We start from the raw sequence: 18,389 nt of genomic DNA, 5'->3' as shown, positions 1-18,389 counted from the left end.
GTTGGGTCGCCACTGACGGGAGGCTGGCATGACCAAGAAGCTCGGGACATTCTACGGGGTCTTCACGCCGACGGTCCTGACCATCCTCGGCGTCATCATGTACCTGCGCTTCGGCTGGCTGGTGGGACACCTCGGCCTGGGCAAGGTCATCCCCATCGTGCTGCTGGCCAACGTCATCACCCTGATCACCACGCTGTCGTTCTCGGCCGTGGCGACCAACACCCAGGTAGGTTCGGGCGGGGCCTACTATATCATCTCGCGCAGCCTGGGCATCGAGCTGGGCGGCGCCATCGGGTTGCCGCTCTTCCTCTCGCAGGCCCTGTCGGTCACGCTCTATGCCTATGGTTTCGCCGAGTCGCTGCGCATCATCTGGGCCGACCTGCCGATCCAGCCGGTGACCTGCGGGGTGATCCTGGCGGTGGGGGTGCTGGCGTTCCTGGGGGCCGAGAAGGCGCTCAAGGCGCAGCTGCCGCTCCTGATCTTCGTCGGCATCTCGCTGTGCGGGCTTGCGGCCGGTGCGCTCGTGCACTCGGGACTGGAAGTGATCCCGCTGGGTCCGGGGTCCGGCGAGGTCGGTTTCTGGGGCGGGTTCGCGGTGTTCTTCCCCGCCGTCACCGGAGTGATGGCCGGACTGGGGCTCTCGGGCGACCTCCGCGATCCCATGCGCTCGCTGCCGCGCGGTGCGTTTGCCGCGGTGGCCACCGGCCTCGCTGTCTACCTGGTCGTGCCGGTCCTGCTCGCGGTGGGCGCCGATCCCGAGACCCTGCGCAGCGATCCTCTCGTGTGGACCCGCATCGCCACCGGCGGCGCCGTGGTGGTGCTGCCGGGCCTGTGGGCGGCCATCTTCTCGTCGGCGGTGGGGTCGATCCTGGGGGCGCCGCGCACCCTGGGGGCCTTGGCGCGCGACGGCCTGGCACCACGTTTCCTGAACCGCCACCGCGATGGCGAGCTGGACCTGCGACCGGCGCTCTTGGTCTCGCTGGCGCTGGCGCTGGGGGCGGTCTTCCTGGGCGACCTGAACACCGTGGCCGCGGTGGTCTCCATGTTCTTCCTGACGGTCTACGGCATGGTGAACATGGTGGCGGCGTTCGAGTCGCTCAGCGGCGATCCGTCGTGGCGGCCGGGCATCCACTCGCCCTGGCCGATCAACCTGCTCGGCGGTGTGGCCTGCCTCGCGGTGATGCTGCTGATCAACCCCGTGGCCGGCATCATCGCACTGGTGGCCGAGGTCGGGCTGTGGCTGTGGCTCTCCCGCCGCGAGCACCAGGCCGGCTGGGGCGACGCGCGCCGCGGCCTGTACGAGAGCCTGGCGCGCTGGGCGCTTATCAAGCTCGACCAGCACCCGGTGACCTCGCGCAACTGGCGCCCGCACGTGCTGGTCTTCGTGGACGACATCCGCACCGAGCTGGATCTCGTGCGCTTCGGCGACTGGTTCAGCCAGGGCCGCGGCGTGGTCACGGTCTGCAAGCTCCTGGTGGAAGGCACGCCCGAGGCCGACACCGACCTCGAACAGCTCGACACCGAACTCCACGACATCCTGGCCGCCGAGGGCATGGTGGCGTTCCCCGAGGTCGACCTCGCCCGCGACCTGGTCGACGGTATCGTCGACGTGGCCCAGGCCAACGGCATGGGCGGCATCGCCAGCAACACCGTCCTGCTGGGCTGGCCCGAGGACGCCGGCCTCCAGGTCTCGTTCCTGCGTGCCATGCGCCGGCTGGAGCGGCTCAAGAAGTCGCTGGTGTTCGCGCGGATCCGGCCGCAGCTGCTCTACCCGCGGGCCGGCCGCGCGCGGCGCATCGTGGTGTGGTGGGGCGGCCTGCAGCACAACGGCGACCTCATGCTGCTGCTCACCTTCCTGCTGGCGCGCAACTCGGCCTGGCGGCGAGTGCAGGTCACCATCATGAGCCTGGCCACCACCGACCTCGTCCGCGAGCGGAACGAGACCTACCTCCACCGCCTGCTCGAGGAGATCCGGATCGACGCCGAGGTCCGGGTGCTGCTCAAGGACCCCGAGGCGAAGGTCGCCGAGATCATCCGGCGCGAGAGCGCCGACGCCGAGGTGGTGCTGCTGGGTCTGGCCACGCCCGAAGCGGGCGAGGAAGCGGAGTACGCCAAGCGCATGGAGGCGCTGAGCGAGGGGCTGCCCAACGTGTTCTTCGTCAAGAACGCCAGCCTGTTCGTGGGGGATCTGGTGTTGCCGGACGAGGAGGGTGGGGCGGAGCAGTAGCCCGATCCATGCTATAATATGGGTGGATTCTTCCCGACCTAGCGAAGGGGGATTCGCCATGTTATCCCACCGTCCTCTTCAGGTCCGAGTCGCCATCCTCTCTATTCTCGTCTTCCTCGCTGCCACCGGCCACGCCGACACTTTCGTCTCGGGCCCGGTCTCCGGAACCTGGTCGGCGGCCGGCAGCCCCTACGTCGCCACCGACACGCTCCGGATCCTGCCCGGCGAGACGCTGGTCATCGAGCCCGGCGTCGCCGTGCGGTTCGAGGAGGGATTCCCGCTGATCGTGCAGGGGGTCCTCCAGGCCGAAGGCGCGCCCGGCGACAGCGTCACCTTCGCCCCCTGGACACCGGAATCCACCTGGAACGGCATCCAGTTCCTCGGTGCAGACGAGGGCTCGATCCTGTCGCACTGCGTCCTCACCGAGGCGTTGCGCGCGGGATACCCGCCCGCGGGCGGCTCGGGCGGGGCCATCTTCAGCATGGACAGCTCGCCCCTGGTCACCCACTGCCGGTTCGAGGCCTGCCGCTCCATCGACGACGGCTGGGACCCCAACGGCGGCGGCGCAATCTGGTGCCAGGGCGGCGCGCCGCGGATCATCGCCAACCGTTTCCGCGACTGCCATGCCGCCGCCGCGTGCGTTCACGGCGGCGGCGCCATCGGCTTCCACCAGACCGACATCGTGATCCGTCACAACGAGATCCTGGACTGCAGCGCGCACGGCCAGGGCGGCGGCATCTCGGGGACCGCCTCCACGGTCGACATCGCCCACAACGTGATCGCCGGCTGCGAGGGCTTCCACTACGGCGGCGGCGTGGCGCTGCGCGACGGCTGCGCGGGGATCCTCTTCGACAACCTGATCGTCGAGAACGCCGCGCCGGATCTGGCCGGCGGCGGCGTCTACCTGCGCGACAGCGATGTCGACGTGGTCAGCTGCACCATCGCCGACAACGTGGTCGGCCTCGAGGACCTGGGCTACGGCGGCGGCCTCTACGTCGACGGCGACCTCGCGGTGGATGTCCGCCACTGCATCTTCTGGGGCAACAGCGCTCCCGACGGCGCCCAGATCTATCCGGCCAACCTCTACTACGTGGACGACTGCGACATCCAGGGCGGCTATCCGTACGGGGACAACCTGGTTCTGGATCCCGTCTTCGTCGCCGATCCCGCGGGGGTCCTGCCCGGGTACTTCCTGTCGTGCGTGGCGGCCGGCCAGGGCGTCGACAGCCCGTGCATCGACGCGGGCTGGTGCGACGTGTCCCAGGTTCCCGAGCTCGCCGAACGGACCACCCGCACCGACCAGGTCGAGGACACCGGCCTCGTCGACCTCGGCTTCCACCATGCCGTGTCCCCGACGACCGGCGTGAGCGGCCCCCCGCGGGTGACCGCCCTGGCGCAGAACCGGCCCAATCCGTTCAACCCGACCACCACCATCGGCTTCGAGCTGGCACAGGCCGGACCGGTGACGCTGACCGTCTTCGATGTCGGCGGACACCGCCTGGCGACGCTGGTGAACGAGGTGCTGGCGGCCGGCCGGCACACGGTGGAATGGGACGGACGCGACGCCATGGGCCGGGCCGTGGCTTCCGGGGTCTATTTCTACCACCTGTCGGCCGGGCGGAAGGACGAGACGCGGCGCATGATGCTGGTCCGTTAGCCGGCGTTGCCTCCCCGCCGAACACCGCTACCTTGAACAGACCGGACGGTCGGGCCCGCGCCAGGGCCCGGCCGTCGTGCATCCTTCCGGAGGCCCGCGCCATGTCCGCCCCTGCCCAAGGCGACCTCACCACCGCGCCCATCGGGCAGCTCGTGCGCCGGCTCGCCATCCCCGCCAGCGTGGGCTTCTTCTTCAACACCATGTACAACGTGGTCGACACCTTCTATGCCGGCCGCCTCTCCACCGACGCCCTGGCCGCGCTGTCGCTGTCGTTCCCCGTGTACTTCGTGCTCATCGCCATGGCCTCGGGATTCTCCACCGGCGCCACGGCGCTCATCGGTCAGGCCCTGGGCGCGGGCGACCGGCGCGAGGCCGCGCTCACCGGCGCTCAGGGCTTGATCCTGGGCGTGCTGCTCACCGCCGTGGTCATGACCACCGGCTACCTCGCCGCGCCCGGACTGTTCCGCCTCCTGGGCGCCACCGACCAGTACCTCGCCATCTGCCTCGAGTACATGAACGTGATCCTGGCGGGGTCGCCCATGGTGCTCACCTTCTACATGTTCAACGGCGTGCTCAACGCCCAGGGCGACACCCGCAGCTTCCGCGACTACCTCATCGTGGCCACCGCGGTCAACATCGGCCTCGATCCGTGGTTCATGTACGGCGGCTTCGGTGTGCCGGCCATGGGCGTGGGCGGCATCGCGCTGGCCACCGTGCTGGCCCAGAGCGGCGGCGTGGTCTTCCTGGGCTGGCGCGCGCGCCGGACCGGCCTGCTGTTCCGCAGCGAGGGTGCGCGCTGGCGACCGCACTGGCCCACCCTGCGCGCCATCACCGGCCAGGGTGTTCCGGCCAGCCTCAACATGATGACCGTGGCGCTGGGGATCTTCATCATCACGTATTTCCTCAGCGAGTTCGGTCAGGACGCCGTGGCGGCCTACGGGGTGGCCACGCGCATCGAGCAGATCGTTCTGTTGCCGGCCATCGGCCTCAACGTGGCGGCGCTCACCCTGGCGGCCCAGAACGGGGGCGCCGGCCGCTTCGACCGCGTGCGTTCGACGGTGCGTACGGCGCTGGCCTACGGCGCGCTGATCATGGTGTTCGGCACGGCCCTGATCTACTTCGGGGCGCGGCCGCTCATGAGCCTGTTCACCGACGATGCCCAGGTCATCGCCATCGGGGTGCCGTACCTGCGGATCGCCGCCTTCATCGAGTTCGCCTACGTGGCGCTCTTCATCAACACCTCGGTGTTGCAGGGTCTGAAGAAACCCGCGTTCGCACTGTGGATCGGCCTCGGCAGGCAGATCGTGGCGCCGGCCGCGGTGTTCTGGCTCGCCACCCGGGTGTGGGACCTGGGGCTCATGGGCATCTGGTGGGGGATCTTCATCATCGCCTGGACGGCGGCGCTGGTGGCCATCGTGTTCGCACAGCAGCTCGTGAAGGGGCTGGAAGCCCGGCAGGCGGTCGTGACGGAGCCGGGGTCCTGAAGCGGTCATCGGCCGCGACGCAACGTTTTCGCAACACTTCCGTCGGATAATGAACGACGATCGACAAGATCCGTCCGCGCCGCCCCTCGGGGTCACGGCGCTCGCCCCGACGAGAGGTTCCTCCCATGAAGCTGCGCCTAGCCCTGGCCGTCTTCAGCCTCACCGTACTCACGGCCACGCGCCTGCTCCTGGCCGCCCCCGCCGATCCCGAGGCGTCCCTGCTCATCGCCCACGCGCAACTCGCCCGCCTCGCGGCGGCCGAGCGCACCGTCGCGTGGCAGGCCGACCTCACCGACGGCGACCGCACGCTGGCCCGGATCTACACGCTGGATCCCACCGGCTACGTCGTCGTGGCCGCCGACACCGACCTGCCGCCGGTGATCGCCTACGCTCTCGACGCTCCCTATCCCGACGACGCGCCGGCCGACAACCCGCTGCGCCGGCTCCTGACCGCGGACCTGACCGCCCGCCTCGCCGCGCTCGACCACCTCGATCCCGCCACCCGCGCCGCCTGGCGCGCCGCCTGGACCGACCTCCGCGCAGGCTCGTCCGAACCGGCCAGGTTCGAGCAGTGGCCCCCCGAAGGCTCCACCCCCACCGGCGGCTGGCTCCCGTCGAACTGGACCCAGAACGCGCCCTACAACGACCTCTGTCCGCGCGACCTCGCCGGCGGCGGCGGCCGCAGCGTGGCCGGCTGCCCGGCCGTGGCCATGGGCATGATCCTGAATTACCACGAGACGATCCAGGAGACCGCTTTCGGCCTGGACGACCGCTACTGGCACAGCTACGCCGGCAACGCCTACTGGATCGACGACGCCGCCGAGCAGTACGACTTCGCCAACTTCCCCACGCTCAACGGCCACCTCGCCACCCTGACCGACCACTGGGCCGCGGGCCTGGCTCCCACCGCCACCGACAAGGCGGCGCTGGTCTTCGCCTGCGGCGTGGCGGCGCGGCAGGTCTATTCCGCCGGCGGCTCGGGCACCTTCGGCGTGGACCAGGCCTACGACGCCTACCTCCGCTTCGGCTTCCAGGATTGTGCGCTGCTCACCGCCGCCGATCCCGACCTCTTTTCCCGGCTCGCCGCCGAGATCCAGGAGGGATCGCCCGCCCACCTCGCGGTGGTCGACCCCGGCTGGACCATGGGCCACAACGTGGTGGTCGACGGCTACAACAGCGACGACTACTACCACCTGAACTTCGGCTGGGGCGGCCCTTACAACGGCTGGTACCTGCTGCCCGAGGAGATCCCCTACGGCTTGACGGTCATCGAGGGCGTGGTCCTGGACATCCAGCCGATCGTCACCGCGGCGGCTGGCGACACGGCTCCGGTCATGACCGGTCCGCGTCTCACCGCCTATCCCAATCCGTTCAACCCGCGGACCACGGTGACGTTCACCGCGCCGACCGCCGCGCACGCCCGGCTCGCGATCTACGACCTCGCCGGCCGTCGGGTCGCCTCGATTCTCGACGAGCAGGTGGCGGCCGGTCGGCGGTCGGTGAGCTGGACGCCGCACGATCGGCCCAGCGGCGTCTACCTGGCGCGGCTGGAACTCGGCGATGCGGTGACCTCGACGCGGATCGTCCTGGCGAAGTGAGCCGGGTCGAAGCGCGTGGAGGCCCAGAGTGACCCTTCTGGCCCTGGCTCGACCACGTCTTTGATCATTCGAGCTTGAGATGCCCGGCGTTCGGAAAATATGATAAGATGTTTTCGTCTCCCGATTCCACCCATGGTCCCGAATCCGGAGGAAGCATCATGACTCGCCTGTTCCTGCTGCTCATGGCCGCCATCCTGGTCAGTGCGCCCGCGCTGGCGGCCGAGATCGTCCTGACCCTGGACGAGGTCCCCGCGGTGGCCTGCGACGCGCCATTCCTCGAAGCCGAATGCGAGCTGCACTTCAGCGCCACCACGGCGGAGGACCAGACACCCGGCTACTGCCTGTTCATCGCCGACGCCAACAACTTCGGACTCCAGGGCGTCTACCTCTACCCTTCGCGCCTGGTGCTGGACCTCACCAACATCGAGGGGGTCGAGTCGGTGGAGGTGGATGTCTACGAGACCCACTTCGCCGGCAGCACCCGGGCCTTCCTCTACGATGCGGACGGCCTCGTGGATTCCATGTCGAGCTACCAGGAAGACAACCAGACGCTCACCGTCACGGCGGGAGCCGGCGTGCCGACGATGTTCGCCGTCTCGGCCCACGAATCCTATGTCTGGGAGATCCGCCTGATCGGCACGGAGATCACGCCGACCGAGGGCCTGTCCTTCACCGGCGTCAAGGCGCTCTACCGCTAGCGGGCGCGGTCAGCGGACCAGCACCAGGCGCTGCGTGGCCACCCGGCCGCCGGCGACCAGCCGCGCGATGTAAGTACCGGCTGGCACCCCCCGGCCGGTGGCGTCGCGGCCGTCCCAGGTGGCGGCATGGCGGCCGGCAGTCCGAGCCCCGCGTTCCAGGTCCGCCACGCGGCGTCCTTGCAGATCGAAGATGGACAGCGCCACCTCGGACGCCGTCAGCAGCGCGTAGTGCAGGGTCGTGCGCGGGTTGAAGGGATTGGGCTGGGCGGTCAACGCGAGCGGGGCCGGGACCACCCCGGGCGCCGCGGTCACCGCATCCACCTCGAGGCGGAACTCCTGGAGCACCGGCGCGAACCGCTCGTCGTCGCTCGTGAGCTGGACGCGGTACTGGAAGCAGGTGTCGCCGCGATGCGCCGACGCCAGCGCCGCGCCGGAGGACTCGTACCAGCCGGCGGCGGTGCCGTCCGGTCCGAGGAACGGCGCCGCGGCCAGCGCGGCCTCGTCGCCGGCGGAACGGATCTGGAAGGCCACGGCGGTGCCCGGCCCCTGCAGGAGCGCCTGCCAGGTCACCTGTCCGGAGCCCGCCGGCGCGGCGAAGCAATGCGGCTGCGAGACGAGTTCGCCCTGTCCGGGCACGGCGGTCACGAACACCTCGCCGTGGGGATGGCTCCCGGCATAGAGGCGTCCGTGGAAGATCTCCAGCGCCTCGAACACGCGACCGGTGTTCTCCTCGATCTGCGACCACTGCCAGGTCTGGGCGTCCTCGGTGGCGCAGATGTTCTGCAGGCCGCCGATGTACAGGCGGTCCTGGAAGACCGTGATGGCGCGGGAGACGATGTCGGGCGAGCCGGCGGGCACGTCGAAGCCGGTCCAGGTGGTCCCATCGAAGGCGTTGAGGGCGTAGCGGAGCAGGCACCACAGCTGACCGCGGTACTCCTGGAATCCGGCCAGGCCGGAGGTGTGGGCGAGGATGTCGTGTTCGATCACCGTGCCACCGGGCGGCAGTTCGAGCAGCACCTTTCCCTCGGGCGCCGCGAAATCGGGTTGCAGCACGATCGAGCCGGCGAACGTGGTCGCCCCGTAGAGCCGGCGGAAGGTGGACTCCGGCGGCTGGGGCACGATGGCGAATTCCTCGACCCAGGTGCCGCCCATGTCGCCGGACGAGAAGAGCACGCCACGCGTGTCGGGATAGCCCTGGCCGGTGGTGACCCAGATCCTGTCGTCGTGGAAGATGATGTCGTAGACATGCACGGAATACGGCAGCGTCTCCCGGCGGACCCAGCCCGCGCCGGCGTTGTAGTAGAGGTTGCCCCAGAGATGGGACCCCTGCGAGTCGATGCCCGGGCTGTAGATCACGCCGTCGTGGACCTTCAGGACCGCGATGCCCTGCTCGAACACCGAGTAGTCCACGCTGCAGCCGTTGGTCCGGTAGTCGTAGACCAGGATGTCGCCGCCGTCGCTCATCATGGGCGGGTCGTTGCCGGCGGCCAGGTAGAGGCGGTCCTGCCAGACGGCGAGGCTCCAGATCCCGTCGTAATCGGTGGCGTCGAGAAGCGGCACGAAGCGCAGCGGATCGGCCAGCAGGACCAGCTCGCCGGGGGCCGTGTCGGCGTCCAGTTGTTCGATGCCGGTCCAGTGGCCGCCCGACCAGTCGGTATCGACCCAGACCTCGGCCCGGGCCGCCAGGGCGGCGCCCAGCATGGCGGCGAGCCAGAGATTGCGGATCATGGTCCGGGTCAGCAATGCGCTCCACTCCAGGAAGGTCGTCGGTCATTCAGGTCAATGATACCACATTCATGCCTCTGGAAAGGTGAGCGTACGGTCCAGCTGGCTGACTGCCACGTCCCGGCTCCCAGCTCGTGCTGGTGGACAAGGCCTTCCGGGACAAATAAGATTCAGGATGGAGCAGGGGTGTCGTCTTGAGGAAAAGAGCGAGATGAATTTCGACCACATGACCTGGAAGGGACTGCGGCGATCCGATCCCGCACGACCGCGACCGCTGGCCGATGCCGTGCTGCGCATGATCTGGGAGGAACGCCGGATCTCCCGGGCGGAAATCGCCCGGCGGGCCGGGCTCTCCCGTTCCACCGTGTCCGAGATCGTGGGCGAGATCCTGCCCATGGGCCTGGTCGCCGAGGTGGGCGAGGGCCCCTCTCGTGGCGGTCGGCGGCCCATCGTGCTCGAGTTCCAGGACGAGGCCTGCGTCATCCTCGGGGTCGAGATGGGTGGCGCCCACGTGGCCGTGGCGCTGACCGACCTGCGCGGCAAGGTGCTGGCCTGGGAGACCAGGGAACACCCTGTCCGTTCCGATCCGGCCGGTACGCGGCGCATGATCACGGAGCTCTGCCAGGCCTGCCTCGAGGCGTCCGAAGCTGCAGGGCGGCCGCTGGTCGGGATCGGGGTCGCCGTTCCCTGCCCGGTGGATCCCGGCGATCCGGACCGCCTCTCCACCGTCGTGATGCCCGCCTGGGACGGACGGCTGGGGCTCGACGGACTTGGCGAGCGGTTCGGGGTGCCCCTGTTCGTGGACAACGACGCCAATCTGGGCGCCCTGGCCGAGCACTGGTGGGGGCTGGGTGGAGAAACGGACAACCTCACCTACATCAAGGTCGCCACGGGCGTCGGTTCCGGACACATCATCGGGGGCGAGATCTATCGCGGCGCCACCGGCGTCGCGGGCGAGATCGGTCACCTGGCCATCGATCCGCATGGCGGACCTTGTGTCTGCGGACTGCGGGGCTGCCTGGTCACGCTGGTGGGTGCCCAGGCGCTCGAGGCCCGTGCCTCCGAGTTGCTCGCCGAATATCCGCAGAGCAGCCTGGCTGGTCGCTTGCCCTCCGTCCACGACATCGAGAGCGCGGCGCTGGAGGGCGATCCTCTCGCCCTGCAGGTGATCCAGGAGGCCGCCGGGCATCTGGGCATCGCCGTCGCCGGCCTCCTGAATCTCCTGAACCCGGCCGTGGTGATCCTCGGCGGCGACCTGGCCAGGGTCGGCGAATTGCTGCTCGCTCCGCTCCGCGAGCGGATCCGCAGCCGCACGCTCGTCAGCTCGGTGGCGGCGGCCGAGATCATGGTCAGCAAGCTCGGTCCGCAGTCGGTGGCCGTGGGTGCTGCGACCGCGGTCCTGAAGGCAGCGCTCAGCGATTCCAGTCTCTTCCCGACCGGCGCCGCCGGCGGCAGGACCGGCACGAAGGGCTAGGCTCCGCGTGATGGCCGAGGGGCAAGACGAAGGGGACCTGCAGCGCAGGTCCCCTGTCACGTCCGTCAGGCCGGATTCGATCTACCGGAAGAGCGACTTCACGCCGTCCCAGCTCTTGTTCTCCACCGACACGCCGCCATCGATGTTGAAATTGATGTTGTCGTAGAAGACCCCCGACCCTTCGTAGTTGGTCGCCGTGTTGGCGAAGCCGATCTGCAGGATCTGGCCGGGCAGGCTCGCATCGATATCGATCATCAGCGAGTAGTCGGCCCAGGTGGCGGGGATGGTCGTCATGTCCACGGTGATGAAGTTGGTCAGCGCGTAGCCGTTGTTGGGATCCAGCGTCTTGATGAACGCCAGAGCGGTGGTGCCGCCTTCGAGGTTGCCGAGCTTGGCCTGGAAATCGAAGACCCAGGTCTCGCCGATGTCCTCGGCCGTGATCGGCTGCTCCTGGAAGACATTGGACTCGATGAGGTTGCCGTTTCCGTGATCGGCATTGGCGTAATCGCTGTAGGTGACCAGCTGCTGGGCGCCCTGCTCGGCGCCGCCCTCGCCAATGGCGACCTGGCAGAAGCCGGAGCCGTCGTTGGGGGCGGGGAAGACGCCGTACCCATAGAGGTAGTCGCCGCCCGGGCTGAAGACGTTGGCGAAGATCAGCCAGCCGTCATCGGCCAGCGCACTGGGGCTGTCCTGGACCAGGCCCTCGAAGTCCTGGCTGTAGGGCGTCAGGGCCAGGCCCGCGGCGGGGATCAGGCAGATCACGACCGCGGCGGCAAACAATGCATTAGCTCGATTCTTCATCTTGGGAACCTCTCGCTGAAGGAGTATCTCGATCCACACCATCGCAATCGACACAGTCCGGTCGGCCTGATTCGGCCTGACCGTCTCAGGATACCTCATGAGTGTACACTATGTTCGGTAACCGAATCAAGTCCTATTTTTGATGTCAGGATGGGGTGATGGATCGACCGAATCACCGAGTTCCTGCCGCCTCGTCACCGCCGCTTCGGATTTGGCCGCACCATGTCCGCGACCCCCAAAACAGTGAGCGCCCGGACCGGAGTCCAGGCGCCCACGCTGACGCGATCACGAAGGATGACCGGAGGCCTACGCTAGGACGCGTCCTCGCTGGCGGTGCCCTTCTCCATCTTCTCGACCTCGGCGGCGGCCGTCATGGCAGCCTTATCGTACTCCGCATCGGCGGTCTTGGTGCAACCGGTCTGGCCGAGGCACTGGTCGTAGGCGGCCTTGGCCACGGCGTGCTGGTAGGCGGCAGCGGCGGTCTCACAGCTACCGGTCTGCTGCTTCACGTAGGCGTAGGTCGCCTTGGCGGCGGTGGCCTCGCAGTGGTTCGCCGCCAGCTCGCTGGCGTAGACGGCCTCGCCCATGGCCTTGGCGTAGGCGGCCTTGGCGGTGGCCTCGCAGCCGGAGGTCTCGAGGGCGGTGGCATAGGCGGCCTTGGCCGCGGTCACGGGGCAACAGCCCGACTCGCCGGCAGCGTAGGCGGCCTTGGCGGCGGTCTTGTCGCAGGTGGCGGCAGCGGCGGCAGCGGTCTTGTCGCAAGCGACGCTCGCGGCGGCGGTCTTGGTACAGCTCGCGCTGGCGCTGGTGGCCTGCGCGGTCTTCTGGGTCTTGTCGCAGGCGCTCGCCGTGGCGGCGCCGAACGCGCTCACGACGAGCGCCAGGATGGCCATGGTCACCAGGGTCTTCTTCATGATTCTATCTCCCGGGAAAGGAAGCCGATGTTCAATGCGAATGAGATCCATTCTCCTCAACAATCTAGGGATCAGTGATATGTACCGCTACCTATAGAGTTCCCTTTTTATCTTCTTTTAAGCTGTTGTCAGTTTAGCAGTAGCCAGCTCATATAGGCAACGTAGCTCGCCACCAGGACCCCTCCCTCCAGCCTGTCCAGTCGGAATCGTGTGAAGAGGAAGACAGCCAGGATGCAGGTCAGGGCCAACATCAGACCGAGATCCAGCCAGGTGAGGGCTCCCTGCGCCAGCGGTCGTATCGTCGCGGTCATCCCGGCGATCCCGAGGATGTTGAAGATGTTGCTGCCGACGACGTTGCCGATGGCGATGTCTCCTTGTCCCCGTGCTGCCGCCACGACGGAGGTGACGAGTTCCGGCAGGCTGGTCCCCAGGGCCACCACGGTCAGACCGATGGCCGCCTGGCTCAGGCCCAGGCGCGTGGCGAGCACGATCGCCGCATCGACCAGGAGATGACCGCCGCCAACCAGCGAGGCCAGTCCCAGAACCACGAGCAGGCAGGCAGCCGGGATGCTGGTCTTGACGGCGGGCATGGCCGCGGCGAACTCCTCCTGGACCCGACTCGTCTCGCGCCGCGCCGCCCAGAAGGTGGTGCCGGTGTATGCGGTCAGGCCGATCAGGAGCAACGATCCCTCGAACCGCGAGACCTGGCCGCCGGCGAGCAGGAGGGCCAGGGTGAGCGATGCGAAGATCATGATCGGCGTGTCGACCCGGAGGATCTTGGCCTGGACGCGCATGGGCCGGATGAGAGCCGCCAGTCCCAGGATCAGGGCGATGTTGGCGATGTTGGAGCCCACCACGTTGGCTACCGATATATCGTTGGCTCCGGAGAACGCCGCATCGAGCGAGACGACGAGCTCGGGTGTGCTCGTTCCGAAGGCGACCACGGTCAGGCCGATGGCGAGGGACGAGACGCCGAGACGGGTGGCCAGCATGGCTGCACCACGGATGAGCGCTTCGCCGCCGAAATAAAGCATGATCAGGCCGCCGGCGGCCTCGATGATCGTCATGGACATCACCAAACCGGCCTTCCTGGTCGGGTAGCAGGGCGGTGTCCAGCGAGTGCGACCTGGCACCTTTGCGATGGGAAGCGGGCGATATCGGCACATTCTAATCATGGTCCAGGTTGATCGACAGCAGGTCCCTTCGCCCACGTCGCTGGAATCCCGATCTCATTTGCGGTAGAATGAGTGTCTTGATTCAGGTTTCGGAAAGAGAGGGGATTGCCATGAGGCGGACGTCCTTCATCCTGCTGGGGCTGTTCTTGCTCCTGGCGCTGGCCACGAGCGCGCCGGCCCAGACCACCACCCGGATCTACTGGACAGAATGGTACAGTTACAACCCGGGCCTGAGCCGCATCGCCCGCGCCAACGTCGACGGCTCCGGCGAGGAGACACTCTTCGACGGTTTCATCGACGGCACCGGCGTCAAGGACCTGGCCGTGGACAGCGCCGGCGGCAAGCTCTACTTCGCCAACCGTTCGGCCGGCCTCATCGAGCGGTCGAACCTGGACGGAACGGATCGCGAGACCGTCGTGGCGGAGGTCAATCCCATCGGTCTGGCGCTCGATGTGGTCGGCGGCAAGATCTACTGGGCCGACTACACCTACAGCGACCCGCGCATCCGCCGCGCCGACCTCGACGGCACCGATGTGGTGGACCTGGTCTCGGCCAGTTCGGGTTGCCAGCTCGAGGGCATCGCCCTCGACCTCACGGGAGGCCACATCTACTGGGCCGAACGCATGACCCAGCACATCAAGCGCGCCAACCTGGACGGCAGCGGCGTCACCTTGCTGCTGGCGTGCTGGGAGGGCATCGGCCATCCGTGGGGGCTCGCCGTGACGAGCAGCCGCATCTACTGGGCCACGGGCGAGTCCATCTACTCGGCCAACCTCGAGGGCGAGGACGTGCAGCCCCTGGTGGAGGATCTGCCCGATTCGCCCCGCTCGCTCGAACTCGACGCGGCGGCAGGCCAGCTCTACTGGGTCACCGGCAATTTCTACGACGCCATGATCCAGCGCATCAACCTGGACGGCACCGGCCTGGAGACCCTGGTCAACGGCCTCTACTACGGCTACGGCCTGGCGCTGGAGATGGGCGGGGGCGTGGCTGCACCAGATGTGGCCATGCCAGCAGTGCGCCTGGAGAGCTACCCCAATCCGTTCAATCCGTCCACGGTGATCGGCTTCGATTTGCCGCGGGCCCAGTCGGTGCGACTGCGGGTCCACGCCCTGGACGGCACCCTCCTGGCGACGCTGATCGACGACCGGCGCCAGGCGGGCCATCACACGGTGCACTGGGATGGCCGCGACCAGCGCGGACGAGCACTGCCCTCGGGCGTCTACCTCTGCCGGCTAGCGGCGGAACAGGGTGCCCAGACCCGGCAGATGACCCTGGTCCGATGACGAGAAGCACATCATGACTCCACCTCGGTCTTGAGGCCTATCATGTCCACTTGACTCGAGAAACAAGAGGGTTCGACATGAACAGGCTCGCGATCATTCTCCTGGTCCTGGGACTCGCCGTCGCGGCGACCGCTACGGATTGGTATCTGGAACCCACGGCCCCGCCCAAGACGCCGGCCACGATCACCCCCCCGCCGCCCAACCCCGAGACGATCCGGCAGGGCGGCGACACCATCGCCGACGCCGTCACCATCGCCATTCCCTACAGTGGCACCGGAACCACCGCCGGCTACACCAACGACTACGACGAGATCTGCCCCTACTCGGGCTCGACCTCGCCGGACGTGGTCTACACCTTCACGGTGGCGACGGCCCAGGCGCTCGACGTGGATCTCCTCGGCTCGGCCTACGACACCAAGGTCTACCTCTATGACGCGGCGCTCGAACTGGTCGCCTGCAACGACGACTTCTACCCCGACTACACGTCGCGGATCGAGGGCGTCGAGGTGGCTGCGGACGAGACCTACTACCTCGTGATCGACGGCTACGGCGGCAACGCCGGCGAGTACGCGCTGAGCATCGATGAATACATCCCTTGCGATCTGACGATCCCGGCCGATGCCATTCCCGAGGGCGAGCCTCCCCTCGTGAACGGCTACATCGATTGCTACAACAACGGCTGCCAGACCAGCATCTGTGACGGCGTCGGCACCAATCATTTCCAGTACCTGGAGGGAAACCTTGCGGGTGAGCTGGTCTTCCACGGTCGCAGCGGCTGGTATATCAGCCCGGATGGCGGACAATATCGCGAAGGTGACTACTTCATCGCCTACCTCGGCGAGGCCGGCGTCATGGAGATCACCATGGACGCCGAATATGCCCTGTACCTTTTCGAGATCCGGCCCACCGACTGTGCCTCCATGGCGGTCTACCAGAACGTGCAATTCGGGCCGTGCGCTCCGGCCACGATGACGGTCACCGGGGATCCGGGCCAGGAGATCTGGCTCCTGCCGATCCCGACCACGTTCCAGCCGCCCTACGGGGCCGACGAGGACGGCGACGGGCTGGCCGAGTTCGACTACCTCCTGGAGTTCACTGGCATGGCTCCCGGCGTGGTCAGCACCGAGGCCCATAGCTGGAGCGAGGTCAAGGCGATGTACCGGTAGGGTCCGCGGGCGGGGTCGAGCACACGACAGCAGTCACTGTCTGCCGGCTGCGAATGGGCATATCATGGGTGAATCCTCGGCAACACCGACCGGAGGAGGCCATGATGACCGGACGCGCCCATCGGTTCGCCCAGATTGCCAGCCTGGCCCTGATCCTCGCCGCCGGACAGCTGCGCGCCGATGGCGACGCGGGCACGTTCCAGCGACTCGGCTTCGACGATCGCCCTCAGTTCTGCCTGTTCCAGGACACGGTGGCCCTGCGCGACGAATACCTGGACCGCGGTCTCCGCTTCCGCGGCCCGGCGCCCCTGGACGGCGGCGGGGTGCTGGCCAGCTGCGCCTTCTTCCTGGTGGTCGGATACACGCCACCCAATTTTCTGGCCTTCAACGAGATGGCCGAATACAGCGACGGCGGCATTCCGTGCGACCCCCAGACCATCCTGCTGACCGAGTCGACCGGCTTCGCCCAGGTCAACGTCGGGGCCGCCATCGAGGTGGGTTATCCGGCCACCATGTCGGCCCACGACGCCAAGGGGAACCTGCTGGCCTCGACCACCGTGGCGCTGGCCCGTGAGACCGTGCCCCTCCTGGTGGAAGCTCCGGGCATCGCCGAGATCACCATCACGGCCCCGGGCGCACGCTACATCATGGACGACCTGCTGTGGGGCGAATCGGCCGGCGGCGACCTCGAACTCGCGCCGGCGGACCTGGCGGTGACCCTCGCCGCCGGCACGATGGCATCCAGGACCGTCACCCTGCACAATCGTGCCGGTCACGATCTCGAATTCTTCGTGCAGGAGAGGTCGGGCGACCAGGCGTCCACGGCCTTGGCGCCCCGTCCGGCCGAACTGCTCGTGCTGGGCGACCCGGTCCCGTTGCCCAACTTGCAGGCCGCGGGACACGAGCAACAGCCGGTCCGTTACCGCAGTTCCGATCGTGGCGGCCGCGACCTGCGCCTGCTGGTCTTCACCGAGTTCGACCCCGACGACCTCAACTACGACACCGACCTGGATCATGCCCTGCGCTCGCTCGACATTCCCTACACCGCGATATACGCCTACATCACCGGATTTCGCGAGGCGTTGCAGGACGAGGACTGGGACGCCGTGATCTTCGACCATCAGCTCACCTATCTCTACGAATTCGACTACCCCGTCTACGACGAGTTGCTGGCCTTCGTCCGCGGGGGCGGCCGGCTGGTGATGAGCACCTGGCAGATCGACGCGGTGCCGGACCATCCGCTCTGGGCGGAGCTTGGTTTTCGCTGGATCGAGAGCTACGAGCAGCCCCTGCCCGTGGTCTGGACCGACGCCGAACCCCGCTTCTTCCAGGTGCCCAACGACGTGCCGGACTTCGTGGAGCTCGGCGACTTCTACGTCATCGACGGCCACCGCCTCGCCGCGCTGCCCGGTTCGGCGGTGCTGGCCCGGCTGCTCCCGAGCGCTGGCCCGGGACGGGGCGACGACGTCATGGTTCTGGCCAACGGCGGGCGCACCCTCTACCGCGGCTTCCTGGACGGCGCCAACGTGGCCGACCGCGACGACGACGGGGTCCTCGACACGGTCGAGCTGTGGCGCGACGTGCTGGTGCAGATGCTGGCCGAAGACGTGCCCTGGGTCCGAGCGACGGCCGAGGGCGTGGTTCCCGCCGGCAGCGCGGGCGCCCTGGACGTGGCTCTCGACGCCACCGCTCTACCGCCGGGAGACTACACCGCGCACCTAGAACTGCGCACCAACGAGGCGGTCCACGACACCTACGTGCTGCCGCTCGCGCTCACGGTCACCAGCGACCCCACGCAGGTGAAGGATCCGGCCGGTGGGCCCGGCACCCTGCAGGCCTACCCGAATCCCTTCAACCCGGCGACCACACTCGCCTTCGATCTGCCCGCACCAGGTCCGGTCAGACTCCAGGTGCACGACGCCGCCGGCCGGCTGGTCCGCACGCTGCTGGCGGACGAACCACGCGATCGCGGCCGCCATCGCGTGCGCTGGGATGGGCGGGACCACGGCGGACGCACCGTGGCGGCGGGCATTTACCTGGCACGCTTGCAATCCGGGGAGACTGTCGAGGTGCAGCGCCTCGTGCTCGTGCGCTGAGTGGCGCGGGTCGCGTGGCCCGGGATCGCGACCATTTGTGTTGAATATCAGCATTCTGTTTGTGATAGGATGGCCTCGACAGTTCCGC

At 68.1% G+C, this 18,389-nt stretch carries 13 protein-coding genes; 9 read left to right on the top strand and 4 right to left on the bottom strand.

Annotation, left to right across the window (positions count from 1 at the left end; genetic code table 11):
• Positions 1 to 28: 28 nt before the first annotated feature.
• From IFSED24_RS13995 to IFSED24_RS13975, 5 genes are all read left to right on the top strand, one after another.
• A complete protein-coding gene (locus IFSED24_RS13995; RefSeq protein ID WP_491332092.1) occupies positions 29 to 2,227 on the top strand; it encodes an APC family permease in 2,199 nt (732 codons plus the stop codon).
• Between the two features lie 58 nt (positions 2,228 to 2,285).
• Positions 2,286 to 3,884, top strand: coding sequence for a right-handed parallel beta-helix repeat-containing protein (locus IFSED24_RS13990; protein WP_491332091.1), 1,599 nt, complete (start codon positions 2,286 to 2,288; stop codon positions 3,882 to 3,884).
• Positions 3,885 to 3,985: 101 nt separating this feature from the next.
• Positions 3,986 to 5,368 carry an MATE family efflux transporter gene (locus tag IFSED24_RS13985; RefSeq protein ID WP_491332090.1) on the top strand — a complete coding sequence of 461 codons (1,383 nt, stop codon included), beginning with the start codon at positions 3,986 to 3,988 and terminating at the stop codon, positions 5,366 to 5,368.
• A 125-nt stretch (positions 5,369 to 5,493) separates the two neighbouring features.
• Positions 5,494 to 6,966, top strand: a complete 1,473-nt coding sequence (locus IFSED24_RS13980; RefSeq protein WP_491332089.1) for a C10 family peptidase — start codon at positions 5,494 to 5,496, stop codon at positions 6,964 to 6,966.
• Between the two features lie 158 nt (positions 6,967 to 7,124).
• Positions 7,125 to 7,664 (top strand): hypothetical protein, encoded by a 540-nt coding sequence (locus tag IFSED24_RS13975; protein WP_491332088.1) that lies wholly within the window; start codon positions 7,125 to 7,127, stop codon positions 7,662 to 7,664.
• A 9-nt stretch (positions 7,665 to 7,673) separates the two neighbouring features.
• On the opposite strand, the gene IFSED24_RS13970 is transcribed toward IFSED24_RS13975, so the two are convergent.
• Complete coding sequence (locus tag IFSED24_RS13970) at positions 7,674 to 9,407, bottom strand: FlgD immunoglobulin-like domain containing protein (protein ID WP_491332087.1); 1,734 nt, start codon at positions 9,405 to 9,407, stop codon at positions 7,674 to 7,676.
• Between the two features lie 193 nt (positions 9,408 to 9,600).
• Between IFSED24_RS13970 and IFSED24_RS13965 the strand changes: the two genes are divergently transcribed.
• Positions 9,601 to 10,863 carry an ROK family transcriptional regulator gene (locus IFSED24_RS13965; protein ID WP_491332086.1) on the top strand — a complete coding sequence of 421 codons (1,263 nt, stop codon included), beginning with the start codon at positions 9,601 to 9,603 and terminating at the stop codon, positions 10,861 to 10,863.
• A gap of 81 nt (positions 10,864 to 10,944) precedes the next feature.
• Here IFSED24_RS13965 and IFSED24_RS13960 read toward each other — a convergent pair whose 3' ends face one another.
• The 3 genes from IFSED24_RS13960 to IFSED24_RS13950 form a co-directional block, all read right to left on the bottom strand.
• Positions 10,945 to 11,664 carry a hypothetical protein gene (locus tag IFSED24_RS13960; protein WP_491332085.1) on the bottom strand — a complete coding sequence of 240 codons (720 nt, stop codon included), beginning with the start codon at positions 11,662 to 11,664 and terminating at the stop codon, positions 10,945 to 10,947.
• Between the two features lie 311 nt (positions 11,665 to 11,975).
• Positions 11,976 to 12,578, bottom strand: coding sequence for a hypothetical protein (locus tag IFSED24_RS13955; protein WP_491332084.1), 603 nt, complete (start codon positions 12,576 to 12,578; stop codon positions 11,976 to 11,978).
• A gap of 128 nt (positions 12,579 to 12,706) precedes the next feature.
• A complete protein-coding gene (locus IFSED24_RS13950) occupies positions 12,707 to 13,645 on the bottom strand; it encodes a calcium/sodium antiporter (RefSeq protein ID WP_491332083.1) in 939 nt (312 codons plus the stop codon).
• A gap of 218 nt (positions 13,646 to 13,863) precedes the next feature.
• Here IFSED24_RS13950 and IFSED24_RS13945 point away from each other — a divergent pair, with 218 nt between their 5' ends.
• The 3 genes from IFSED24_RS13945 (at position 13,864) to IFSED24_RS13935 (ending at position 18,301) form a co-directional block, all read left to right on the top strand.
• Positions 13,864 to 15,039 carry a FlgD immunoglobulin-like domain containing protein gene (locus IFSED24_RS13945; RefSeq protein ID WP_491332082.1) on the top strand — a complete coding sequence of 392 codons (1,176 nt, stop codon included), beginning with the start codon at positions 13,864 to 13,866 and terminating at the stop codon, positions 15,037 to 15,039.
• A gap of 77 nt (positions 15,040 to 15,116) precedes the next feature.
• Positions 15,117 to 16,205 (top strand): PPC domain-containing protein, encoded by a 1,089-nt coding sequence (locus IFSED24_RS13940; protein ID WP_491332081.1) that lies wholly within the window; start codon positions 15,117 to 15,119, stop codon positions 16,203 to 16,205.
• Between the two features lie 101 nt (positions 16,206 to 16,306).
• Positions 16,307 to 18,301, top strand: coding sequence for a FlgD immunoglobulin-like domain containing protein (locus tag IFSED24_RS13935; RefSeq protein ID WP_491332080.1), 1,995 nt, complete (start codon positions 16,307 to 16,309; stop codon positions 18,299 to 18,301).
• Positions 18,302 to 18,389: the final 88 nt, after the last annotated feature.

This window comes from Candidatus Latescibacter sp. IFSED24 (assembly GCF_058273205.1).
Note: the sequence above shows the minus strand (reverse complement) of the source record. Positions and strands in the feature narration are given on the sequence as shown.

What these genes read in the sequence shown, in the direction of transcription:
- IFSED24_RS13945 (WP_491332082.1), top strand. Translation starts at nt 13,864, where the DNA reads ATGAGGCGGACGTCCTTCATCCTGCTGGGGCTGTTCTTGCTCCTGGCG.
- IFSED24_RS13940 (WP_491332081.1), top strand. Translation starts at nt 15,117, where the DNA reads ATGAACAGGCTCGCGATCATTCTCCTGGTCCTGGGACTCGCCGTCGCG.
- IFSED24_RS13985 (WP_491332090.1), top strand. Translation starts at nt 3,986, where the DNA reads ATGTCCGCCCCTGCCCAAGGCGACCTCACCACCGCGCCCATCGGGCAG.
- IFSED24_RS13955 (WP_491332084.1), bottom strand. Translation starts at nt 12,578, where the DNA reads ATGAAGAAGACCCTGGTGACCATGGCCATCCTGGCGCTCGTCGTGAGC.
- IFSED24_RS13950 (WP_491332083.1), bottom strand. Translation starts at nt 13,645, where the DNA reads ATGACGATCATCGAGGCCGCCGGCGGCCTGATCATGCTTTATTTCGGC.
- IFSED24_RS13990 (WP_491332091.1), top strand. Translation starts at nt 2,286, where the DNA reads ATGTTATCCCACCGTCCTCTTCAGGTCCGAGTCGCCATCCTCTCTATT.
- IFSED24_RS13980 (WP_491332089.1), top strand. Translation starts at nt 5,494, where the DNA reads ATGAAGCTGCGCCTAGCCCTGGCCGTCTTCAGCCTCACCGTACTCACG.
- IFSED24_RS13995 (WP_491332092.1), top strand. Translation starts at nt 29, where the DNA reads ATGACCAAGAAGCTCGGGACATTCTACGGGGTCTTCACGCCGACGGTC.
- IFSED24_RS13960 (WP_491332085.1), bottom strand. Translation starts at nt 11,664, where the DNA reads ATGAAGAATCGAGCTAATGCATTGTTTGCCGCCGCGGTCGTGATCTGC.
- IFSED24_RS13965 (WP_491332086.1), top strand. Translation starts at nt 9,601, where the DNA reads ATGAATTTCGACCACATGACCTGGAAGGGACTGCGGCGATCCGATCCC.
- IFSED24_RS13935 (WP_491332080.1), top strand. Translation starts at nt 16,307, where the DNA reads ATGATGACCGGACGCGCCCATCGGTTCGCCCAGATTGCCAGCCTGGCC.
- IFSED24_RS13975 (WP_491332088.1), top strand. Translation starts at nt 7,125, where the DNA reads ATGACTCGCCTGTTCCTGCTGCTCATGGCCGCCATCCTGGTCAGTGCG.